Genomic DNA, 18,110 nt, shown 5'->3' with positions numbered 1-18,110 from the left:
CGTGGTGACCCATCCCCCCAAGGGGCTGCACGCGCAGGCGGTGGAGGAACTGGGCCGGCGCATCATCCGGGGCGACTACCCCCCGGGCTCCGTCGTCGACCCGGTCAAGTTCGAGACCGAACTCGGCGTCAGCAAGACCGTCGTGCGCGAGGCGCTGCGCGTCCTTGCGGCCAAGGGCCTGCTGGAGTCGAAGCAGAAACGCGGTACGACCATCCGGCCCCGCGCCGACTGGAACCTGCTCGACAGCGACCTGTTGCGCTGGCAGGGCAGCAGCGCGCCCACCGACGGGTTCCTGGACGACCTCGCCGAGGTCCGCGCGATCGTCGAACCCGCCGGAGCCAGGCTCGCCGCGGCCCGCCGCACCCCCGCCGACCTGGACGCCCTGCGGCAGGCACTCGACGCGATGGCGGCCGCCGGAACGGACGCGGAGGCGATGGTCGAGGCCGACCTGGCCTTCCACCGCGCCCTGCTGGACGCCGCGCACAACGAACTGCTCAGCCGGATGGAGGTCGTCATCGAGGCCGGTCTGCGCGTGCGCGACCGCATCGTGCACGGCGCCCGGCACTTCTCCGACTCCCTCCCCGTGCACCAGGACCTGCTCGACGCGGTCGAGGCGGGCGACCCGGAGGCCGCGGTGAAGGCCGTCGAGTCCCTGCTCGCCCAGGCGTCCCACGACCTGGCCGCCGTACAGGCCCGGGAAGACCACGACGACACCCCGACCGACCCCGCGACCGACCCGCTCCGCGAGGAAACTCCTTGAAGATAACCGGACTTGAGACGTTCCTGGTGGCTCCGCGCTGGCTGTTCCTGCGCATCGCCACCGACGAGGGTGTCACCGGATGGGGCGAGCCCGTGATCGAGGGCCGCGCCGAGACCGTACGCGCCGCGGTGCACGAACTGGCCGACTACCTCGTCGGCCGCGACCCGTTGCGCATCGAGGACCACTGGCAGGTGCTCACCAAGGGCGGCTTCTACCGGGGCGGCCCCATCCTCTCCAGCGCCGTCGCCGGCATCGACCAGGCCCTGTGGGACATCGCCGGCAAGACCTACGGCGTCCCCGTGCACCGCCTCCTCGGCGGCCCCGTCCGCGACCGCGTCCGGATGTACGCCTGGATCGGCGGCGACCGTCCCGGCGAGGTCGCGGAGCTGGCCGAGGAACAGATGAAGGCGGGCTTCACCGCCGTGAAGATGAACGGTTCGGCCGAACTCGCCCCGATCGACACCCCCGCCCGCACCGCCGAGGTCGTCGCCCGCGTCGCGGCCGTCCGCGACGTGCTCGGCGACGAGCGGGACATCGCCGTCGACTTCCACGGCCGGGCCTCCACCGCCATGGCACGCCGACTGCTGCCCCAACTGGAGCCGCTGCACCCGCTGTTCGTCGAGGAACCCGTCCGGCCGGAGCACTCCGACCAGCTGCGGAGCCTGGCGCAGTCCACGAGCATTCCGCTCGCCACCGGCGAACGCCTCTACTCACGCTGGGACTTCCGCGAGGTCATGGCCGGCGGCATCGCCGTCGCCCAGCCCGACCTCTCGCACGCCGGCGGCATCTCCGAGGTCCGCCGGATCGCCGCCATGGCCGAGACGTACGACGTCACCCTGGCCCCGCACTGCCCCCTCGGCCCGATCGCCCTGGCCGCGAGCCTCCAGATCGCCTTCTCCGTGCCGAACTTCCTCATCCAGGAACAGAGCATGGGCATCCACTACAACCAGCAGTGCGACCTGCTGGAGTACGTGATGGACCCCGAACCCTTCCGCTTCCAGGACGGGCACGCCGTCGCGAGCACCCGCCCCGGACTCGGCGTCGACATCGACGAGAAGGCCGTGCGCAGGGCCGCCGAGACCGGACACCGCTGGCGCAACCCCGTGTGGCGCGGCACCGACGGCGCGTTCACCGAATGGTGAGCGCGGCGCGGCCGTCCCTCTCGAACCGAACCCGCAAGGAGAGCCCGCTTTCATGCACCTGGTGGAATCCCTCCGACGCCAACGGCTGTTGGCGATCGTACGGGGCAAGGACCCCGTCGCCGCGCTGCGCACCGTGCACGCCCTGGTGGAAGAGGGCATCACGGCCGTCGAGATATCGCTGACCACCGCGGACGCCCTCGCCGTGATCGGGCAGGCCCGGGCCGAGCTCGGCCCCGACGCCCTCCTCGGCGCCGGCACGGTGCGCTCCGCGGCGGACGCCGCCCTCGCGGTCGACGCCGGAGCGTCGTACCTCGTCACCCCGGCACTGGTCGACGGGCTGGCGCCGTACGGCGTGCCCGTGCTGATGGGCGCCCTGACACCGAGCGAGATCGAAGCCGCCCTCGCACGCGGCGCCGACGCGATCAAGCTCTTCCCCGGCTCGCTCGGCGGCCCCGGCTATCTGCGGGCCCTGCGCGACCCGTTCCCCGAGGTGCCCTTCGTGCCCGTCGGGGGAGTGGACGCACAGGCCGCCCGTGACTACCTGGCCCGGGGCGCCCTCGCCGTCGGAGTCGGCTCACCGCTCGTCGGCGACGCGGCCGACGGCGGCGACCTGGACCGACTCCGGGCCCGGGCCGCCGAGTTCCGCAGCGTGGCCGCAGGGGAGATGCCGTGACGACAGTGGCCCCACCCGAAGTGGTGACCTTCGGCGAGACCATGGCCGCGCTGCGCGCCCACGGCGCCCTGCGGATGGGCGGCAGCCTCGGCCTCTCCGTGGCCGGAGCCGAGTCCAACGTCGCCATCGGCCTCGCCCGGCTCGGGCACCGGGTGCGCTGGGCGGGCCGGGTCGGCGCGGACGAACTCGGCGCCCTGGTCCTGCGCACCCTGCGCGCCGAAGGGATCGACCTCAGCCACGCGGCCACCGACGACACCGGACGGCCCACCGGGGTACTGCTGACGGAACCCCGCCTGGGCACGCTGACCCGCGTCAGCTACTACCGCACCGGTTCGGCGGGTTCGGCCGTCACACCGGCCGGCGTACTGCCCGCGCTGGCCTCCGGAACCCGCGTCCTGCACCTGACCGGCATCACCCCGGCGCTCGGTCCCTCGGCTGCCGAGACCGTCGCGGCCGCCGCCACCGCCGCCCGCGACGCGGGCATCACCGTGTGCCTCGACGTCAACTACCGCTCCAGGTTGTGGACAGCCGACCGCGCCCGCGCCACCCTCAGGCCGCTGCTGGCCCACACCGACCTGCTCGTCGCCTCCGAGGACGAGTTGCCGCTGGTGCTGCAAGACCCCGCGGTGGATGAGTCGGAGGCCGTGAAGAGCCTGCTGGACGCGGGCGTCCAAGAGGTGATCGTCAAACGCGGCGCACACGGTGCGACGGTCGTCTCCGCCGAGGGAACCGTCGACCGCGCCGCACGGCAGGTCGACGCCGTCGACCTGGTCGGCGCCGGCGACGCCTTCGTGGCCGGATACCTGTCCGGACTCCTCGACGGCGCGAACGTCGAGGATCGCCTGCACCGGGCCGTCACCACCGCCGCCTTCGCGGTCGCCACCCGGGGCGACTGGGAAGGGCTCCCCACCCGCGACGAACTGGGCCTGTTCGACGAACCCGACGGCACGACCGTCCGCTGACCGACACGAGGTGACTCATGGGATCTCCGACAGCGCCCGTCACGGTCGTCGTGGACGGAGGGTACGAACTCGCCGAGGGCGGGCGCTGGGTCGACGGCCGGTACGTGTACGTCGACATCCTCAGCGGCCGGCTCTTCGAACTGCGCGACGACGCGGAGCCGGCCCCTCGCCGACTGGCCGCACTCGACGTGCCGTTGGGTGCCGTCGCGCCGGTGCACGACAGGCCGCGGACGTGGATCGCCGCCGTGGGCACGGGCATCGCCCTGCTCACCGCCGACGGCGCACTGGAATGGCTGGACCGGCCCGAGGACCGGACGCCCGTCCACAGCAGGATGAACGACGGTGTCGCCGACCCCGCCGGCCGCTTCTGGGCCGGGAGCATGGCCTACGACGCCGCCCCCGGCGCGGGCTCGCTCTACCGCACGGACGCCGACGGCACGGTCGTACGCGCCCTCGACGGCCTGACCATCCCCAACGGCCCGGCGTTCACCGCCGACGGCACCACCATGTACCTGGCCGACTCGGCCGCCGGCACCATCCTCCGCTGCCGCGTCGACCCCGTCTCGGGCGCGCTGTCCGCCCCGGGGACCTTCGCCCGGCTGCGCGACGGAGAAGGCAGCCCCGACGGCATGAGCGTCGACGAGGAGGACTGTTTGTGGGTCGCGATGTGGGGCGCCGGCGCGATCCGCCGGTACCACCCCGACGGCCGTCTGCTCCGCACCGTCACCGTGCCCGCCCCGCACCCCACGTCGGTGTGCCTGCCGCCCGGGGGCGACCGCCTCCTGGTCACCACGGCCCGGCACGGCGTCAAGAATCCGACCGCGGCCTCCGGTGCGGTGCTCAGCATCTCCGTGCCGGTCAGGGGAGCAGACGCTTGTTCCTGGCGGGGCAGCCGCTGACGACGACCCATGATCCGACCCGGGCGGGAAGCCCGAGCCCGTCCGCCCTCGGCGGGCCGCGTGCTCAGTAACCCTGGGTGATCGTCTTTTCTCGCATCATGGTCTCCAGTTCCTCGTCGGACAGCGGGTGCAGTGTGTTCAGCAGGTGGCGCAGTCCGGGTTCGTCGAGGGACTGGCTGGAGACCTCGACCTCCGCGCCGCGGTGCACACGGATCAGTCTGATGTGGTGGCCGTCGCCGGGGAGAGCACTGGCCACCCGGATCTCGCCGCGTTCGTCCACGGTGCAGGTCACGTCCTTCTGCGCCAGCAGATCGCATGTCGCCTTCGGCGTGTGCGGCGAACGAACCGTCAGGTTCACGTATCCGCTCCGGCCCGGCTCGACCGGGAGGTAGTCGACGCTGAACTGGCCGCCCCCCACCACGGCACGGGAGACCCGCATCCCCGGCGGGGCGTCCCCCACGTACAGCAGCTCCGGACGCTCCCGGTACCGCGCGACCTCGGCGGCGTGCCGACGCTGCTCCGCCTGCTGCGGACCGACGAGGCCCCCGTAGACCGCACCTGCCGCCAGCACGGCGACCGCCCCCAGCCGCACCCACCGGCTCGGCACGAAGAACGCCGCGGCGACCGCGTACGGCAGCCCGGTCAGCGCGATCCGCATGCCGGCGCTCCCCAGATCGACCTCCCCGCCGTAGGCGGCCAGGCCGGCCAGGACGCCGAGCGTGCCGAGGACGAACACCAGGACCGCCCAGCCGAATCGACGCGGCGTGGAATCGCACAGCGGCACGACCGTGCGCGCGGGCAGGCCCGCCGTGGCCAGCAGGATCACCGTCAGCGGCACACCCAGGGCGAAGGTCGACACGGCCGCCCCCGCACCGCCGCCCCAGCCCGCCATCACCAGCCCGAATCCCAGTACCGGCATCGCCGCCGCCATCGTCGCCCAGACCAGAAGGAGATGAAGTGTCGTCAGCGCGCCTCTGCCACTCGTCATGTCGAAAGGCTGTCAGCCCGATCGCCGACGGACATGAGTACTCCTACTCAGTGCAGCCCGTTCCCACGTCGTTCGGGAGTTACGGAACAGGGACAACTCGGTGCAACCGTGCCCCACCGGTCCGCGTCTCCGCTCCTGCCCAGCGGGAATGCCGGGCCATGGTGCGACGGAGAGTGACGAGTGAACCGATCCAGAGGATGGGCGAGACGGGTGTCCCAGACGGCCGCCGCGGGGCTGGTCGCGGGGCTGGTCGTGGCCTGCGGGCCGAAGGACTCGGCCGCGGGGGAAGCGGCCGTGAGCGGGAAGCCGGACAAGACGTCGAAGCCGGCGACCGCCACACCGGCCAAGACACCCGACAGCCCGGCGAAGACACCCGGCAGTCCCGCGAAGACACCCGGCAGCCCCACCACGCCCCCGTCCCCGAAGCCGAGCGGTACGGCAGCCGGCGGCGCCAAGGCCCTGACCTGCGAACAACTGCGGAACGTGTCTCTGGACGGCGGAGGGCTGGAGGGGTACGGCATCTCGGGAGCCGCCCTCAGCGCAGGACGCTGGGAAGGCGCGGACGGTGTCGTGATCGAGCTGCAACCGCAGTGCGCGATCGGTGACATCACCGGGGACAGCGCGCCCGACGCCGTGGGAGCCCTCAAGATCTCGACCGGCGGGACCGGAAAGTTCTACACCCTGGTGACCTGGCGCAACGACGGCGGCACCCCCGTCCCCGCGGCCGCCGCCGAACTCGGCGACCGTACGCCTGTGGTCTCCATCGACTTCCCGTCCGGCGGGACACCACGACAGGTGACCGTCGTCTACCGGACCCGCGGCGATGACGATCCGGCGGCCGTCGTCACCCTCACCCGCACCGCCGTGTACCAGGTCAGCGAACCCACCATGGTGGAACTGCACCACAGCGACGCCCCGTACACCCCGTAACCGGCGACACCCGTCGAGGCGGTCTGCCTGCTCACCGGTACGGGGGCGGAGCGACAGCGGACGCCTCGACGACCGCATCGGCCTTCGAGACGGTCAGCCCCAGCCGTCCCCGGGTCGTCGGCAGGATCACCGCCGCCGCCAGCGTCGACGCGATCAGGAACGCGTAGGTCGTGGTCTCGATCTCCGCCGACGGGAACATGTCCGACCACGCGACGGAGAAGAAGTTGTTCACGCTGGTGTGCAGCAGCATGACCAGCGGCATGCTCTCGCGGGAGCGGTTGAACACCCAGGTCATCACGAAGCTGAACGCGAGCGTCGTACCCAGGAAGGCGAGCAGGCGGGAGGGACCGACGTCCGGGCCGCCGCCCCACTCCGTGAGGAACAGCGGCAGGTGCCAGGAGCCCCACAACACACCCACGACCAGGGTGGCGACCAGCGGACCGAAGCGGCGCTGCATGTGCGGCATCGCGAACTCGCGCCACCCCGGCTCCTCGGCCAGACCCGTGGTGACCATCTGCAGGATCAGGCCGGGGACGTACGCGGCGAGCGCGGCGGCCGACGGCAGCACCGGGTTCTGGCCGGTCAGCGCGGCGCTGGTGATCGTCAGCGCGGCCGGCACCGAGAGCGCCACGACCAGGAACCAGCCCCACCTCACCCTCGGCTTCGTCATCCGGCCCCGCCACGCCCGCAGTCCCGCGCGGCCCTCCGTGACGGCGGTGACCAGCAGCGCCGAACCGATCGGGCCGAGGTAGGCACCGGGCAGTACGCCGAGCAGCTGACTGCCGAGCGCGCCGCCCGGGAAGGTCCAGTGCCACAGGCCGACACCGTTCCCGGACGCCGCCCTTGCCATGCCCCAAGCACACCAGCGCCGAGCTGCCCGATCACTGCCGCGCACACCCCGACCCCGGGTACAGCAGGCTGTACCCACCCCGTGCCGCCCCCGTCCCCCGTACTACCCCCGTCGCCTCGCGTCCTCCAGGTAGTGCAGGACCGCCGCCACCCGGCGGTCCACCTGGTCGGCGGGGGACAGGTCGAGCTTGGCGAAGATGCTGCGGATGTGCTTGTGGACCGCGCCGTCCGTGACCACGAGGCGCTCGGCGATCGCGCTGTTGCCGAGGCCCTCGGCCATCAGGGCGAGGACGTCCCGTTCGCGTGGGCTGAGCCGTTCCAGCCGGCTGTCCTGGCGGGAGCGGGTGAACAGTTGGGCGACGACCTCGGGGTCGATGGCGGTGCCGCCGGACGCCACCCGGTGCAGCGCGTCGAGGAACTCCTCGACCCGGCCGACCCGTTCCTTGAGCAGATAGCCGAGTCCGGCCACCCCGCCGGTGAGCAGTTCGGTGGCGAAGCTCTGCTCGACGTAGGCGGAGAGGACGAGCACGGCGAGGTCGGGGCGGCGGCGCCGGGCCTCCACCGCCGCGCGGATGCCCTCGTCGGTGTGCGTGGGCGGCATCCGTACGTCGAGGATCGCGACGTCGGGCTTGTGCTCCTCGATGGCGTCCAGCGCCTCCTCGGCCGTCCCGGACTTCGCCACCACGTCGAGACCCTCGGCACCCAGCAGCAGGGCGAGCCCCTCACGCAGCAGGGGGTCGTCCTCGGCCATCACTATGCGCATGTCGGCAACCAACTCATCTGTCGTACAGGGCAGTTCGGTGGACCGGCCCGCGGCTTCCGGAACGTCATGTGCCGCAGGGCAGGTCCACGTCGAGCACCGTCGGCCCGCCCGCCGGGCTGGTCACGCGGAGCGTACCGTCATGGGCCGCCACCCTGCGGCGGATGCCGGTCAGCCCGGAGCCGCCCGCCTCGTCGGCCCCGCCCCGCCCGTCGTCCTCGATCCGCAGACGCAGCCGTCCGCCCCGCGCCCGCACGGTGACCGCCGCCGCGCTCGCCCCGCTGTGCTTGGCGACGTTCGTCAGCGCCTCCGCGACCACGAAGTACGCCGTGGCCTCCACGGACGCCGCACACCGTTCCGGCGCCTCCACATCCGTCCGGCACGGCACCGCGCACTCGGCCGCGAGGCCCGACAGTGCCCCCGCCAGCCCCCGGTCGGACAGCACCGGCGGGAGGATCGAGCGGGACACCGCGCGCAGTTCGGCCAGCGCCTGCTCGGCCGCGCTCTGGGCCCGTTCGAGGAGTTCGTCGGCGCGTTCCGGATCCCGGGCGACCATCCGCCGGGCGGCGCCGAGCAGGACGGTCGCCGTGACGATCCGGTTCTGCGTCCCGTCGTGCAACGACCTCTCGATGCGCCGCAGTTCGGTCGCGTGGGCATCGAGCGCGGCGGCCCGGGTCGCGGTCAGCTCGGCCACCCGCAGGGAAAGGTCGGTGTCCGGGCCGGCCCTCAGCAGCGTCCGTCCGGGGCGGGCCTGGAGACGGGCCATACCAGGTGTCAGACCCAGGATGACGGCGATCCAGCCGACGCCGACCAGGCTCACCGCCAGCGCCTCCGTCCAGGTGTGCGCCACGCCGATGCCGAAGGACGTGCTGCTGGTGTCCGGCGGCATGAACGGCCACACCAGCGGATAGAGCGTGTCCCGGAACGCGGCCGACGGCAGCCACACCCCGAGCAGCCCCAGCAGGAATCCGAGGCTGCCGTGGCGCAGCGCCCAGCGCAGCTCGCGCCGGGTGGTGGGGTCGGCGAGGGCGGCCCGCGGCGCGGTCGGCGGCGGGTCCGGGGCGACGATCCCGGGTCCCCAGCGGGCCAGCCGCTCCCGTTCCCGGTCGGCCAGCGCGTGCAGGGCCCGGACGACGGCCGGCACCAGCAGCAGGCCCACCCCGGCCGGCGCGGTCACCGTGGCGACGGCCGCCAGCACCAGCACGCCCAGCGCCATCGCCGCCGTCCCCAGCCCGCCGACGAGCTGCCCGAGCGCGGCACCGGAGGCCCGCAGAACCTGGACGACGACCTCCCGCGGACGCTCGGCGGTGGGGCCGGCGTCAGCGATGCCGGTGGGGTCGGCGTCAGCGGTGCCCGTGGGGGCCGCCGGGGCCGCGGTGCCGGTGGGGTCGGTCGTCGTCATGTTCGCTCCACTCCTGATGCGCGCCAACGACCCTACGGGCAGGCCCACTTCGCCTTGTAGTACAGCAGGCTGTACCGCCGATCCGGCGGTAGGTGGGATCGGCCGAGCGGGGTCGCCGTCCGTAGCGTCGCGGACATCAGCCGGGACGCCGGCCGAGACATCAGCCGAGTCCCCGCCGAAGGAGCCCGCGATGGCGACCACCGACCCCTACCGACTGAGCGTCCACGACGCCCACCACGTCGCGCACCGCGATGCCCACCACGAAGACCCCGCCCCGGCCGTGCCCCGCGCAGAGGTCACCCGCATCCTGCTCTGGCTGATCCTGGTGATCAGCGCGGTCGCCAACATGGTCGTCTCCTACGCCGCCGTCGGTGTCGCCGTGAACCTCGCCTGCGGCGCGGTCACCGGACTCGCGGCCACCGCCCTCGTCGTACGCCGTCTGAAGGCCGGCCGCCGGTGAACCACGCGACGACCGCCGTACGGGCCGCCGGGCCCGCCCCCGCCATCGCCCTGGAGCGCCTCACCAAGACCTATCCGGGCGACGTGAAGGCCCTCAACGAGGTGTCACTGACGGTCCTGCCCGGCACCTTCCTCGCCGTGATGGGCCCCTCGGGCTCCGGCAAGAGCACCCTGATGCACTGCGCGGCCGGGCTGGACTCGCCGACCTCGGGCAGCGTCCGCATCGACGGCCACGAGATCGCCGGCCTGAACGAGACCCGCCGTACCGAACTGCGGCGCGAGCGCGTCGGGTTCGTGTTCCAGGCCTACAACCTGATCCCGTCCCTCACCGTCGAGGACAACATCACGCTGCCGCTGCGGCTCGCCGGCCGGGCCCCGGACCGAGAGTGGATCGCGGCGCTGGTGGAGCGCGTCGGCCTGGCCGGCCGGCTCGGCCGGCGCCCCGCCGAACTCTCCGGCGGACAGCAGCAACGCGCCGCTGTCGTACGGGCGTTGGCGGCCCGCCCGGCCGTCGTGTTCGCCGACGAGCCGACCGGAGCGCTGGATCTGCGCAGCGCGCACGAGGTGCTGGAGCTGCTGCGCGCCCTGGTCGACGAACTGGGCCAGACGGTGGTGATGGTGACCCACGACCCGGCCGCCGCCGCCCGCGCCCACAAGGCGCTGGTGATGGCCGACGGCCGGGTCGTCGAGGCCCTCGACCACCCCACCGCGCCCCAACTGGCCAAGCAGCTCGTCGCGTTGGGAGACCGCTGATCCATGTCCGAGCACTTCCGCACCCCTTCCCACCTCCCCCTCCTCCCGATCGCCCTGCGTATGGCCGCGCACCGGATCACCGCGCTGCTCGCCGTGGTGTGCGCGGTACTCGGCGGGGCCGCCCTGATCACCGGCACCGGTGTGCTGGCCGAGTCCGGTCTGCGCTCACAGCTGCCACCGGGCCGGCTCGGCGGCGCGGACATCGTCGTCGCGGCCGACCAGGAGTACCACCCGGACGGCGACCTGCCGCTCGCCCTCCCGGAGCGCGCCCGGGTCCCCTCGTCGCTGACCGGCCGGCTCTCGGACCTGCCCGGAGTGACGGCAGTGGTCGGCGACCTCGGCTTCCCGGCCGCGCTGGTCGACGCCCGGGGAGGGGTCGTACCGACCGCCGACGACCCCGCGGCGGCCGGACACGGCTGGTCCTCCACGCGACTGCTCGCCCGTCCGCGCGTCACCGGCCGCGCCCCGGCCGGGGCGGACGAGATCGCCGTCCCCGCCGCGATCGGTCTGCGCACCGGTGACCGGGTCCAGGTCGTGGCGGGCGGCCGCCCCGCCGTGCGCTGTCGCGTAGCCGCGCTGGTCGACGCACCGGGCGCGGGCGTGTACTTCGCCGACGCCACCGCCGTACGCCTCGCGGGCCGCGACGGCGCGCACCGCTACGACCTGATCGGCCTGCGCACCGCTCCCGGCGCCGGCGAGCGGGTCGCCGACGCCGTGCGCGACCGGGTGGCCGGTACCGGGCTGACCGTCCGCACCGGCGCGGACATCGGCGAGACCGTCGCGCCGGGCGTCGGCACGGCCCGCTCGCTGCTGATTCTGCTCGCCGGTTCGCTCGGCGGGATCGTGATGCTGATCACCGGGTTCGTCACGGCCGGCGCGCTGGGTGTGTCGATCGCCGGGCAGCGCCGCGAGCTGGCGCTGATGCGGGCGGTCGGGGCGACCCCGCGGCAGATCCGCCGGCTGGCCGCCGCGCAGTCCTCCGCGGTGGCCGCCGTGGCCCTGGCCCCCGGAGTGGCCCTCGGCTACCTCCTCGCGGGCCGCTTCCACGACATGCTCGCCGACCGAGGCGTCCTGCCCCCCGAACTCCCGCTGACGGTGAGCCCGTTGCCCGCCCTCGCCGCGCTGGTCCTGCTCGCACCGACCGTGCAGATCGCCGCCCGGGGCGCGGCCTGGCGCACCTCCCGGATGCCCGCGACGGAGGCCGTCGCCGAGTCCCGCAGTGAGCCGCGCAAGTCCTCGAAGGGCCGTACCCTCACCGGGGTTCTGCTGATCGTCGCCGCGTGCGCGCTGTCCGTCACACCGCTGCTGACCCGCACGGTGATCGGCGCGTCGGCCACCTCCATCGCCGGGATCGTCGCCGCGATCGGTCTGGCCCTGTGCGGTCCGGCCCTGGTCCGCACGGCCGGGACGGTTGCCGCACGCCGGCTGCGGCCCACGGCATCCGCGCCGACCTGGCTCGCCCTCGCCAACGTACGGGCGTACGCGCTGCGGGTCGCCGCGGTGGTCAGCCCGCTGGCGATGGCGGTCGTGTTCGTCCTGACCTACACCCTCGCGCAGACCACCGTCCTCGCGGCGACCGCGCAGGACACCCGCGCCGGCACGCTCGCCCAGTACCGGCTCAGCGCACCGTCCCTCGGCGGCCTGCCGGCCGGTACGCGGGACGCCGTACGGAAGTTGCCCGGAGTGCGGTCCGCCGCACCCGTCGGCTCGACGACCGTCGTCTGGCCGTACGAGATGTTCGGTGAACCCGATGTGGAGTCGGTACCGGCGCTGATCGCCACGCCGGACGCGGCCGGTGTCCTCGACCCCGGGGTGCGGGAGGGCGCTCTGTCCGGCCTGACCGGCGCCACGGTCGCCGTGAGCCGCGAGGTCGCCGGTGCGCGGGACGCCGGACTCGGCGAGCGGATCCACCTGGTCCTCGGCGACGGCACGCGGACCCGGGCGCGGGTGGCGGCCGTGTACGACCGGGGCCTAGGCTTCGGCTCACTGATCGTCTCCGGGGACCTCATGGCCGGCCACACCACCTCCGGCCTCACCCAGAGCCTCCTCGTCCGCACGGACGGCACGGCGACGGCGGCACGCGCACTGGCCGAACTGACGGCGTCACGCCCGGGCCTGACCCTGGAGAACACGTCCGGAACGGCCTCCGGCGGCAAGCGGGACACCACCCCACCCGAGGTGTGGATCAACCTCGCGACGATCGTCGTCCTCCTCGGCTACCTCCTCCTCAGCATCGCCAACAAGCTGGTCGCGGCCACGGCCCAGCGCCGTACGGAGATCGCCGCGCTGCGCCTGGTCGGCACGACGCCGCGGCAGATCCGGTCGATGATGCGCCGCGAGGCGGCCGTGATCGCGGCGGCGGCGCTCGCCAGCGGCCTGCTCCTCTCCGCCCTCCCCCTCGCCCTCCTCGGCCAGGGCTTCCTCGACCGCCCCTGGCCGACGGGCCCGGCCTGGCTGCTCCCCGCCGTCGCGGCGACGATCGTGACGACGGCCTTCCTCACGATCGAAGTCCCCACCCGCCAGGCCCTGCGCACGGCCCCGGCGGACGCGATCAGAGCGACGTGAGCACCCCCCGGCACCGCCCGGCCGACCCATGCGGCGGACATCTCCGGCGTCTACGGCGCCGTGAAGAGCATCGGGAAGCGCAGGCCCAGCCACGGTTTGCGGCCCCAGACGACGACCTTGGCGCGGGCCATGGCGGTGGGGGTGGTCCAACGGCCCAGGGCGAGGAGGAGGAAGGCGACGGGGTCGATGGCTATCGTGCAGTCGGGGCGCCGGGGTGGTGTGTCGGTGACCGTGGGCACGCCGTCGACGAAGGTGACGGCGAAGCGGTCGCGGCCGATCCGCATCAGATAGCACGCATCATGGCCGGCCGCGCCGGCGTTCACCACACGCGGCATGGCCAGTCGCATGAAGGGCAGCGTGAACGTGACCACTTCCCGGTCGACCATGTGCGGCCCGCGCAGGGCGACCGCGATGTCGTATCCGTGCCCGAGCAGGTGCGTGAGCAGGTAGGAGCCCAGGGTGGCGATGTCCATCGGTCCCATCGGTGTCAGCACCGCCTCCCGCGGACCGCAGCGGGCCGCGACCGCGACGAAGGCCCGGGCCCCGTCCGCGATCTCCGCGCCGAGGACCGCCGGATCCCGCTGCGGGAAGACGGCCAGAGCCGCGCGGTTGGCCGCCGCGAGACCGCCCGGCGTCCCGTCGCCGTAGGGACGGTCCTCGCCCGCCCCGACGTCCGCCATCAGCCTCCCCGCCAGCGCGAGGTGGGCCGCCGCCTCCCCCACGGTCCACTCCGCGCCGGGCAGCGGGGTCCGTGGATCGGCCCCCGCCTGCAGCAGCACCGCGATCCGGTCGGCAGTGGCGACGATGGCATCCTCGGGTGTCATGGGCACGATCGTTTCTGACGTTCGGGCTACTGTCCAGTAGTGCCGCGCCGGTCCGGCTCCCCGCCTGTACGTCGCACTGTCCTGCGCGCGCTGAGCCCAGGCAGTCGGCCCCGCCGGTGGGGATGAGCTGTTCCTGCCGGGGATGAGCTGTTCCCGCTGCTCCGCCGGGACTCGTGGCGGGAGGGGGAGAGGGTCTGTTTTCAGCCATGCATTCATGACGTCCCTGCACGGAAAGGTACTTCCGTGCAGGAGCATGCACCTGACATCTTGCATCCACCATTCGTTTCGTACGGCCCGGCCGGTGCCCTCAGCTCGGCCGGGCCGTCTCCGGAGGACGCATTGATACCCCACATATCCAGCCGCTCCAGACGCACGCTGGTGCTGGCGACCACGCTCGGCGCCGCCCTCGTGTTCGGCGCGCCGGGCGCACTCGCGGGCACGCTCCCCGTCGCCCCCTCGACCGCGCCGGCCGCCAAGGCCCACGCGTCGGCCACGGTGACCGCTTCCCAGAGTGCGGACTGGGTGGCCGGCACGCGTGCCTACCTCGTGATCACCGCCCCCGGTGACAACGCGGCGGTCCGCTCCGCGATCGAGGCCAACGGCGGCACCGTCTTCTCGAACTTCGACGCCATCGGCGTGATCGTCGCCCACTCGGCGTCCAGCGGATTCGCCGCCACCATGCGTGGCGTCTCCGGAGTGCAGCAGGTCGGTGCCACGCGCACCTCGGACGTCCCGGCCGACGCGTACAACCCGGCGCTCCCGCCCAGTCCGTCCCAGGCCTCGACCCCGGCCGGAGAGCCGGTCCGGGCCGACATGAGCCAGATCAAGGCCGACCAGGCCTGGGCCGTGAACCCGGGCTCCGCCTCGGTCAAGGTCGGCATCCTGGACACCGGTGTGGACGACCAGCACCAGGACCTGGCGCCCAACTTCAACGCGGCCGACTCGGTCTCCTGCGCCTACGGCAAGCCCGACACCCGGGCCGGTGCCTGGCGGGACGTGGACACGCACGGCACCCACGTGGCGGGCACCGTCGCCGCGGCCAAGAACGGCAAGGGCGTCGTCGGTGTGGCCCCCGGGGTGACGATCTCCGCGGTCCGGGTCGCCGAGCCGGGCAACGCCTTCTTCTTCGCCGAGAACACCATCTGCGGCTTCGTCTGGGCCGGTGACCACGGCTTCAAGGTCACCAACAACAGCTATTACACGGACCCGTGGCAGTTCAACTGCCCCGACAACATCGACCAGGCCGCCATCATCGAGGGCGTCGAGCGCGCCCAGGAGTACGCCGAGAGCAAGGGCTCCCTCCAGGTCGCCGCCGCGGGCAACGAGAACTACGACCTCGCCCACAAGACGACCGACTCCGCGAGCCCGAACGACTCGACGCCGGTCACCCGCACCATCACCAACGCCTGCCTCGACATCCCGACCGAGCTGCCGGGCGTGGTCACGGTCGCGGCCAACGGCACCGGCGTCACCAAGGCCTCGTTCTCCAACTACGGGCAGGGCGTCATCGACGTCGCGGCACCGGGCAGCAACGTGTACTCCACCGTCCCCGGCGGCGGCTACGGCAGCAAGAGCGGCACCTCGATGGCCTCCCCGCACGTGGCCGGCGTGGCGGCGCTCATCGCCAGCGCCGACCCGGGCATCACCCCGGCGCAGATCCGTGCCAAGCTGGCCACCCAGGCCAATGACATCGCCTGCCCGTCGGACAGCCGCTGCACGGGCACGACGGCCAACAACGCGTTCTTCGGCGAGGGGCAGGTCGACGCCCTCAAGGCCGTCGGGGCCACCCCGCCGCCCGGCAAGTACTTCGAGAACCTCGCGGACTTCACCATCGCCGACAACGCGACCGTGGAGAGCCCGATCGCCGTCACCGGCGTGACGGGCAACGCCCCGGCCACCCTCAAGGTGGGTGTGGACATCAAGCACACCTACATCGGTGACCTGAAGGTCGACCTGGTGGCGCCGGACGGCACCGTCTACACGCTGCACAACCGCACCGGCGGCAGCGCCGACAACGTCGCCCAGACCTACACCGTGAACGCCTCCTCGGAGGTCGCGAACGGCACCTGGAAGCTGCGCGTCAACGACAACGCCGCCTCCGACACGGGCAAGATCGACGCCTGGAACCTGACGTTCTAGCGCAGGATCCGGCAACGCCCGCGTAAGCACATGGGCCCCGACGACGGTGTACGCCGCGGTCGGGGCCCACATCAGAAGCCGGCACCGCCTGATCGCGGCGATCGTGTCGCCGGCCGGAGTGGTCATCCCTACGCTGGCGGGGTGACGGTGGTCTGGGTGACGGGCAATTCAGGGACTGGTAAGTCCACGGTCTGCGGGGTGTTGCGAGAGCGTGGCTACGTCGCGCTCGACGCCGACGAGGACGGCTTCAGCCGCTGGATCGACCGAGTCAAGGGCGAGATCGTGAGGGAGCCTCCGTATCCGGTTCCCGAGGGCTGGCTCGATCGATACGGGTGGGTGATCGTCCGCGAGCGCGTCGAGGCCCTCGTCGAGGAGTCTCGTTCCGGTGTCGCGTTCCTGTGCGGGTCGGCCGAGAACGAGGACGACCTCCTGGATCTCTTCGACGTCGTCGTGGGCCTGGTGATCAACGAGGACACCCTCCGCCACCGGCTCGCGACCCGCACGACGAACCCGTTCGGTCAGCATCCCGAAGAGCTCGCGGCGGCCCTGAAGTGGAATCCTCGGATGCGAGCGATCCACGAAAGCCGTGGCGCGACGATCATCGACGCGTCCAAGCCGCTGCCCGAGGTGGTGGACCGCGTGATCGACGCGGTTCCGGAGCTGAGAGGCGGTGCGTAGGGCAGTCGTCGCGGCCTGCGCACCTCGGTCTCTGCCGGGCCCCGCAGCAAAGGGCCTGACGTGCAGGCGGTGCTCACCTCCGCCTGCCCCTCGCCCAGTCGAGCCCGGTGGTGAGGCCGAGGAGGGCGGCGGCGGGGAGGCCGACGAGCCAGTGGCCGACGAGGGGGACGCGGAAACCGCCCTTGGTGTCGTCGAGGCCGCAGCAGGCCGACCCCGATGTCCTGGGCGGTGCCGGCTCCCGGCTGACGCCGATGGACGCGGCGTGGGACACGCCGGCCGCGACCAAGGCCCTGCCGCGCATGCCGGCCGGGACGGTGTGACGGGCCTCGATCGGAAACGGCGGCACCACCTGTACGCCGACGCCGAGGCCGCGGGTAACGGCTCGGCTGAGCCGTGGCCGGGGCCGTCGTCGATGGCCGTCGCGGTGGCGCCGTACAGGTGGTGCCGCCGGATCGGGTTCAGGCGTCGTACGTGTGGAAGCCGCGGCCGCTCTTGCGGCCGAGGTGGCCCGCGGCGACCATGCGGCGCAGCAGGGCGGGCGGTGCGTACAGCGGTTCCTTGAACTCCTCGTACATCGACTCGGCCACCGCCTGCACGGTGTCGAGGCCGATGAGGTCGAGCAGGCGCAGCGGGCCCATGGGGTGGGCGCAGCCGAGTTCCATGCCCTGGTCGATGTCGTCCGGGCGCGCGGCCCCCGACTCCACCATCCGTACCGCGCTGAGCAGATACGGCACGAGCAGGGCGTTGACGACGAACCCGGAGCGGTCGGGTGCCTGGATGGGCTGTCTGCCCAGTTGCCGGGCGAGGCCGAGGGTGCGGCGCACCGTCTCCTGGTCGGTGGTCAGCGCCGGGATCAGCTCGACCAGGCGCTGGACCGGCACGGGGTTGAAGAAGTGCATGCCGATGACCTGCGCGGGCCGCTCGGTGGCGACCGCCAGATCGACGACGGGGATCGAGGAGGTGTTGGTGGCCAGGATCGCGGCGGGGTCTTCGAGCGCCTTGTCCAGGGTCCGCAGGACGTCGGTCTTGACGGCGCGGCTCTCGGCGACGGCCTCGATGACGAACTGACGGTCGGCCAGGTCGCCGAGGTCGTGGGTGTACGACAGACGGGCGAGGGCCTCGTCCCGTTGCTGCTCGGTGAGCTTGCCGCGCCGTACGCCCCGGTCGAGGGAGGCGGTGATACGGCGGCGGCCGGCCTCGACCGCGTCGTGGCCGGCTTCGGCCACACGGACGTCGATGCCGTTGCGGGCGGCGACTTCGGCGATGCCGGAGCCCATGAGGCCGCAGCCGACGACGCCGAGACGGGTGACGGGATCCATTCGAGGTC

At 73.1% G+C, this 18,110-nt stretch carries 18 protein-coding genes; 11 read left to right on the top strand and 7 right to left on the bottom strand.

Annotated features, from left to right (window positions below; genetic code table 11):
• Position 1 precedes the first annotated feature (1 nt).
• Genes HW837_RS12295 through HW837_RS12275 form a run of 5 tightly spaced genes read left to right on the top strand, consistent with a single transcriptional unit; the run spans position 2 to position 4,436 of the window.
• Positions 2 to 760 (top strand): FadR/GntR family transcriptional regulator, encoded by a 759-nt coding sequence (locus HW837_RS12295; RefSeq protein ID WP_060886010.1) that lies wholly within the window; start codon positions 2 to 4, stop codon positions 758 to 760.
• Positions 757 to 1,902, top strand: coding sequence for a galactonate dehydratase (dgoD, locus tag HW837_RS12290; RefSeq protein ID WP_045561942.1), 1,146 nt, complete (start codon positions 757 to 759; stop codon positions 1,900 to 1,902). Before HW837_RS12295 ends, dgoD begins: the two co-directional genes overlap by 4 nt.
• A gap of 52 nt (positions 1,903 to 1,954) precedes the next feature.
• Entirely contained in the window at positions 1,955 to 2,575 is a 621-nt protein-coding gene (locus HW837_RS12285; protein WP_045561943.1) for a bifunctional 4-hydroxy-2-oxoglutarate aldolase/2-dehydro-3-deoxy-phosphogluconate aldolase, read from the top strand.
• Between the two features lie 41 nt (positions 2,576 to 2,616).
• Complete coding sequence (locus HW837_RS12280) at positions 2,617 to 3,537, top strand: sugar kinase (RefSeq protein ID WP_045562017.1); 921 nt, start codon at positions 2,617 to 2,619, stop codon at positions 3,535 to 3,537.
• A gap of 17 nt (positions 3,538 to 3,554) precedes the next feature.
• Positions 3,555 to 4,436 (top strand): SMP-30/gluconolactonase/LRE family protein, encoded by an 882-nt coding sequence (locus tag HW837_RS12275; RefSeq protein ID WP_045561944.1) that lies wholly within the window; start codon positions 3,555 to 3,557, stop codon positions 4,434 to 4,436.
• A 64-nt stretch (positions 4,437 to 4,500) separates the two neighbouring features.
• Here the strand turns inward: HW837_RS12275 and HW837_RS12270 are convergent, their stop codons facing one another.
• Positions 4,501 to 5,424, bottom strand: coding sequence for a hypothetical protein (locus HW837_RS12270; protein ID WP_045561945.1), 924 nt, complete (start codon positions 5,422 to 5,424; stop codon positions 4,501 to 4,503).
• A gap of 210 nt (positions 5,425 to 5,634) precedes the next feature.
• Here HW837_RS12270 and HW837_RS12265 point away from each other — a divergent pair, with 210 nt between their 5' ends.
• On the top strand, positions 5,635 to 6,354 hold the full coding sequence (locus HW837_RS12265; protein WP_193379762.1) for a hypothetical protein: 720 nt from the start codon (positions 5,635 to 5,637) through the stop codon (positions 6,352 to 6,354).
• Between the two features lie 31 nt (positions 6,355 to 6,385).
• Here the strand turns inward: HW837_RS12265 and HW837_RS12260 are convergent, their stop codons facing one another.
• From HW837_RS12260 to HW837_RS12250, 3 genes are all read right to left on the bottom strand, one after another.
• The gene (locus HW837_RS12260) at positions 6,386 to 7,204 is read right to left on the bottom strand and encodes a CPBP family intramembrane glutamic endopeptidase (RefSeq protein WP_193379763.1); all 819 of its coding nucleotides are present in this window, start codon (positions 7,202 to 7,204) and stop codon (positions 6,386 to 6,388) included.
• A gap of 102 nt (positions 7,205 to 7,306) precedes the next feature.
• Positions 7,307 to 7,966, bottom strand: coding sequence for a response regulator transcription factor (locus tag HW837_RS12255; RefSeq protein ID WP_045561948.1), 660 nt, complete (start codon positions 7,964 to 7,966; stop codon positions 7,307 to 7,309).
• Positions 7,967 to 8,030: 64 nt separating this feature from the next.
• On the bottom strand, positions 8,031 to 9,365 hold the full coding sequence (locus tag HW837_RS12250; protein WP_237270150.1) for a sensor histidine kinase: 1,335 nt from the start codon (positions 9,363 to 9,365) through the stop codon (positions 8,031 to 8,033).
• A 190-nt stretch (positions 9,366 to 9,555) separates the two neighbouring features.
• Here HW837_RS12250 and HW837_RS12245 point away from each other — a divergent pair, with 190 nt between their 5' ends.
• From HW837_RS12245 to HW837_RS12235, 3 genes are read left to right on the top strand one after another with little or no spacing between them, the layout of a single operon-like run.
• Positions 9,556 to 9,825 carry a hypothetical protein gene (locus HW837_RS12245; RefSeq protein WP_193379764.1) on the top strand — a complete coding sequence of 90 codons (270 nt, stop codon included), beginning with the start codon at positions 9,556 to 9,558 and terminating at the stop codon, positions 9,823 to 9,825.
• Positions 9,822 to 10,577, top strand: a complete 756-nt coding sequence (locus tag HW837_RS12240) for an ABC transporter ATP-binding protein (RefSeq protein ID WP_193379765.1) — start codon at positions 9,822 to 9,824, stop codon at positions 10,575 to 10,577. Before HW837_RS12245 ends, HW837_RS12240 begins: the two co-directional genes overlap by 4 nt.
• Before the next feature lie 3 nt (positions 10,578 to 10,580).
• A complete protein-coding gene (locus tag HW837_RS12235) occupies positions 10,581 to 13,142 on the top strand; it encodes an FtsX-like permease family protein (RefSeq protein ID WP_193379766.1) in 2,562 nt (853 codons plus the stop codon).
• A 50-nt stretch (positions 13,143 to 13,192) separates the two neighbouring features.
• Here the strand turns inward: HW837_RS12235 and HW837_RS12230 are convergent, their stop codons facing one another.
• The gene (locus tag HW837_RS12230) at positions 13,193 to 13,966 is read right to left on the bottom strand and encodes a maleylpyruvate isomerase family mycothiol-dependent enzyme (protein ID WP_193379767.1); all 774 of its coding nucleotides are present in this window, start codon (positions 13,964 to 13,966) and stop codon (positions 13,193 to 13,195) included.
• A 378-nt stretch (positions 13,967 to 14,344) separates the two neighbouring features.
• Between HW837_RS12230 and HW837_RS12225 the strand changes: the two genes are divergently transcribed.
• On the top strand, positions 14,345 to 16,105 hold the full coding sequence (locus HW837_RS12225) for a S8 family peptidase (protein WP_045561953.1): 1,761 nt from the start codon (positions 14,345 to 14,347) through the stop codon (positions 16,103 to 16,105).
• A 198-nt stretch (positions 16,106 to 16,303) separates the two neighbouring features.
• Positions 16,304 to 16,783 (top strand): hypothetical protein, encoded by a 480-nt coding sequence (locus HW837_RS12220; RefSeq protein WP_193379768.1) that lies wholly within the window; start codon positions 16,304 to 16,306, stop codon positions 16,781 to 16,783.
• A gap of 73 nt (positions 16,784 to 16,856) precedes the next feature.
• Here the strand turns inward: HW837_RS12220 and HW837_RS12215 are convergent, their stop codons facing one another.
• Positions 16,857 to 17,084, bottom strand: coding sequence for a hypothetical protein (locus tag HW837_RS12215; RefSeq protein WP_193379832.1), 228 nt, complete (start codon positions 17,082 to 17,084; stop codon positions 16,857 to 16,859).
• Between the two features lie 157 nt (positions 17,085 to 17,241).
• The gene (locus tag HW837_RS12210; RefSeq protein WP_045561956.1) at positions 17,242 to 18,102 is read right to left on the bottom strand and encodes a 3-hydroxybutyryl-CoA dehydrogenase; all 861 of its coding nucleotides are present in this window, start codon (positions 18,100 to 18,102) and stop codon (positions 17,242 to 17,244) included.
• Positions 18,103 to 18,110 lie beyond the last annotated feature (8 nt).

This window comes from Streptomyces caniscabiei (genome assembly GCF_014930365.1).
Classification (GTDB): domain Bacteria; phylum Actinomycetota; class Actinomycetes; order Streptomycetales; family Streptomycetaceae; genus Streptomyces; species Streptomyces caniscabiei.
Note: the sequence above shows the minus strand (reverse complement) of the source record. Positions and strands in the feature narration are given on the sequence as shown.

Bases quoted from the DNA above. Each gene is read 5' to 3' on its own strand.
- HW837_RS12245 (WP_193379764.1), top strand. From the start codon at position 9,556: ATGGCGACCACCGACCCCTACCGACTGAGCGTCCACGACGCCCACCAC.
- HW837_RS12270 (WP_045561945.1), bottom strand. From the start codon at position 5,424: ATGACGAGTGGCAGAGGCGCGCTGACGACACTTCATCTCCTTCTGGTC.
- HW837_RS12280 (WP_045562017.1), top strand. From the start codon at position 2,617: ATGGCCGCGCTGCGCGCCCACGGCGCCCTGCGGATGGGCGGCAGCCTC.
- HW837_RS12215 (WP_193379832.1), bottom strand. From the start codon at position 17,084: ATGCGCGGCAGGGCCTTGGTCGCGGCCGGCGTGTCCCACGCCGCGTCC.
- HW837_RS12285 (WP_045561943.1), top strand. From the start codon at position 1,955: ATGCACCTGGTGGAATCCCTCCGACGCCAACGGCTGTTGGCGATCGTA.
- HW837_RS12275 (WP_045561944.1), top strand. From the start codon at position 3,555: ATGGGATCTCCGACAGCGCCCGTCACGGTCGTCGTGGACGGAGGGTAC.
- HW837_RS12235 (WP_193379766.1), top strand. From the start codon at position 10,581: ATGTCCGAGCACTTCCGCACCCCTTCCCACCTCCCCCTCCTCCCGATC.
- HW837_RS12210 (WP_045561956.1), bottom strand. From the start codon at position 18,102: ATGGATCCCGTCACCCGTCTCGGCGTCGTCGGCTGCGGCCTCATGGGC.
- HW837_RS12250 (WP_237270150.1), bottom strand. From the start codon at position 9,365: ATGACGACGACCGACCCCACCGGCACCGCGGCCCCGGCGGCCCCCACG.
- HW837_RS12255 (WP_045561948.1), bottom strand. From the start codon at position 7,966: ATGCGCATAGTGATGGCCGAGGACGACCCCCTGCTGCGTGAGGGGCTC.
- HW837_RS12260 (WP_193379763.1), bottom strand. From the start codon at position 7,204: ATGGCAAGGGCGGCGTCCGGGAACGGTGTCGGCCTGTGGCACTGGACC.
- HW837_RS12230 (WP_193379767.1), bottom strand. From the start codon at position 13,966: ATGACACCCGAGGATGCCATCGTCGCCACTGCCGACCGGATCGCGGTG.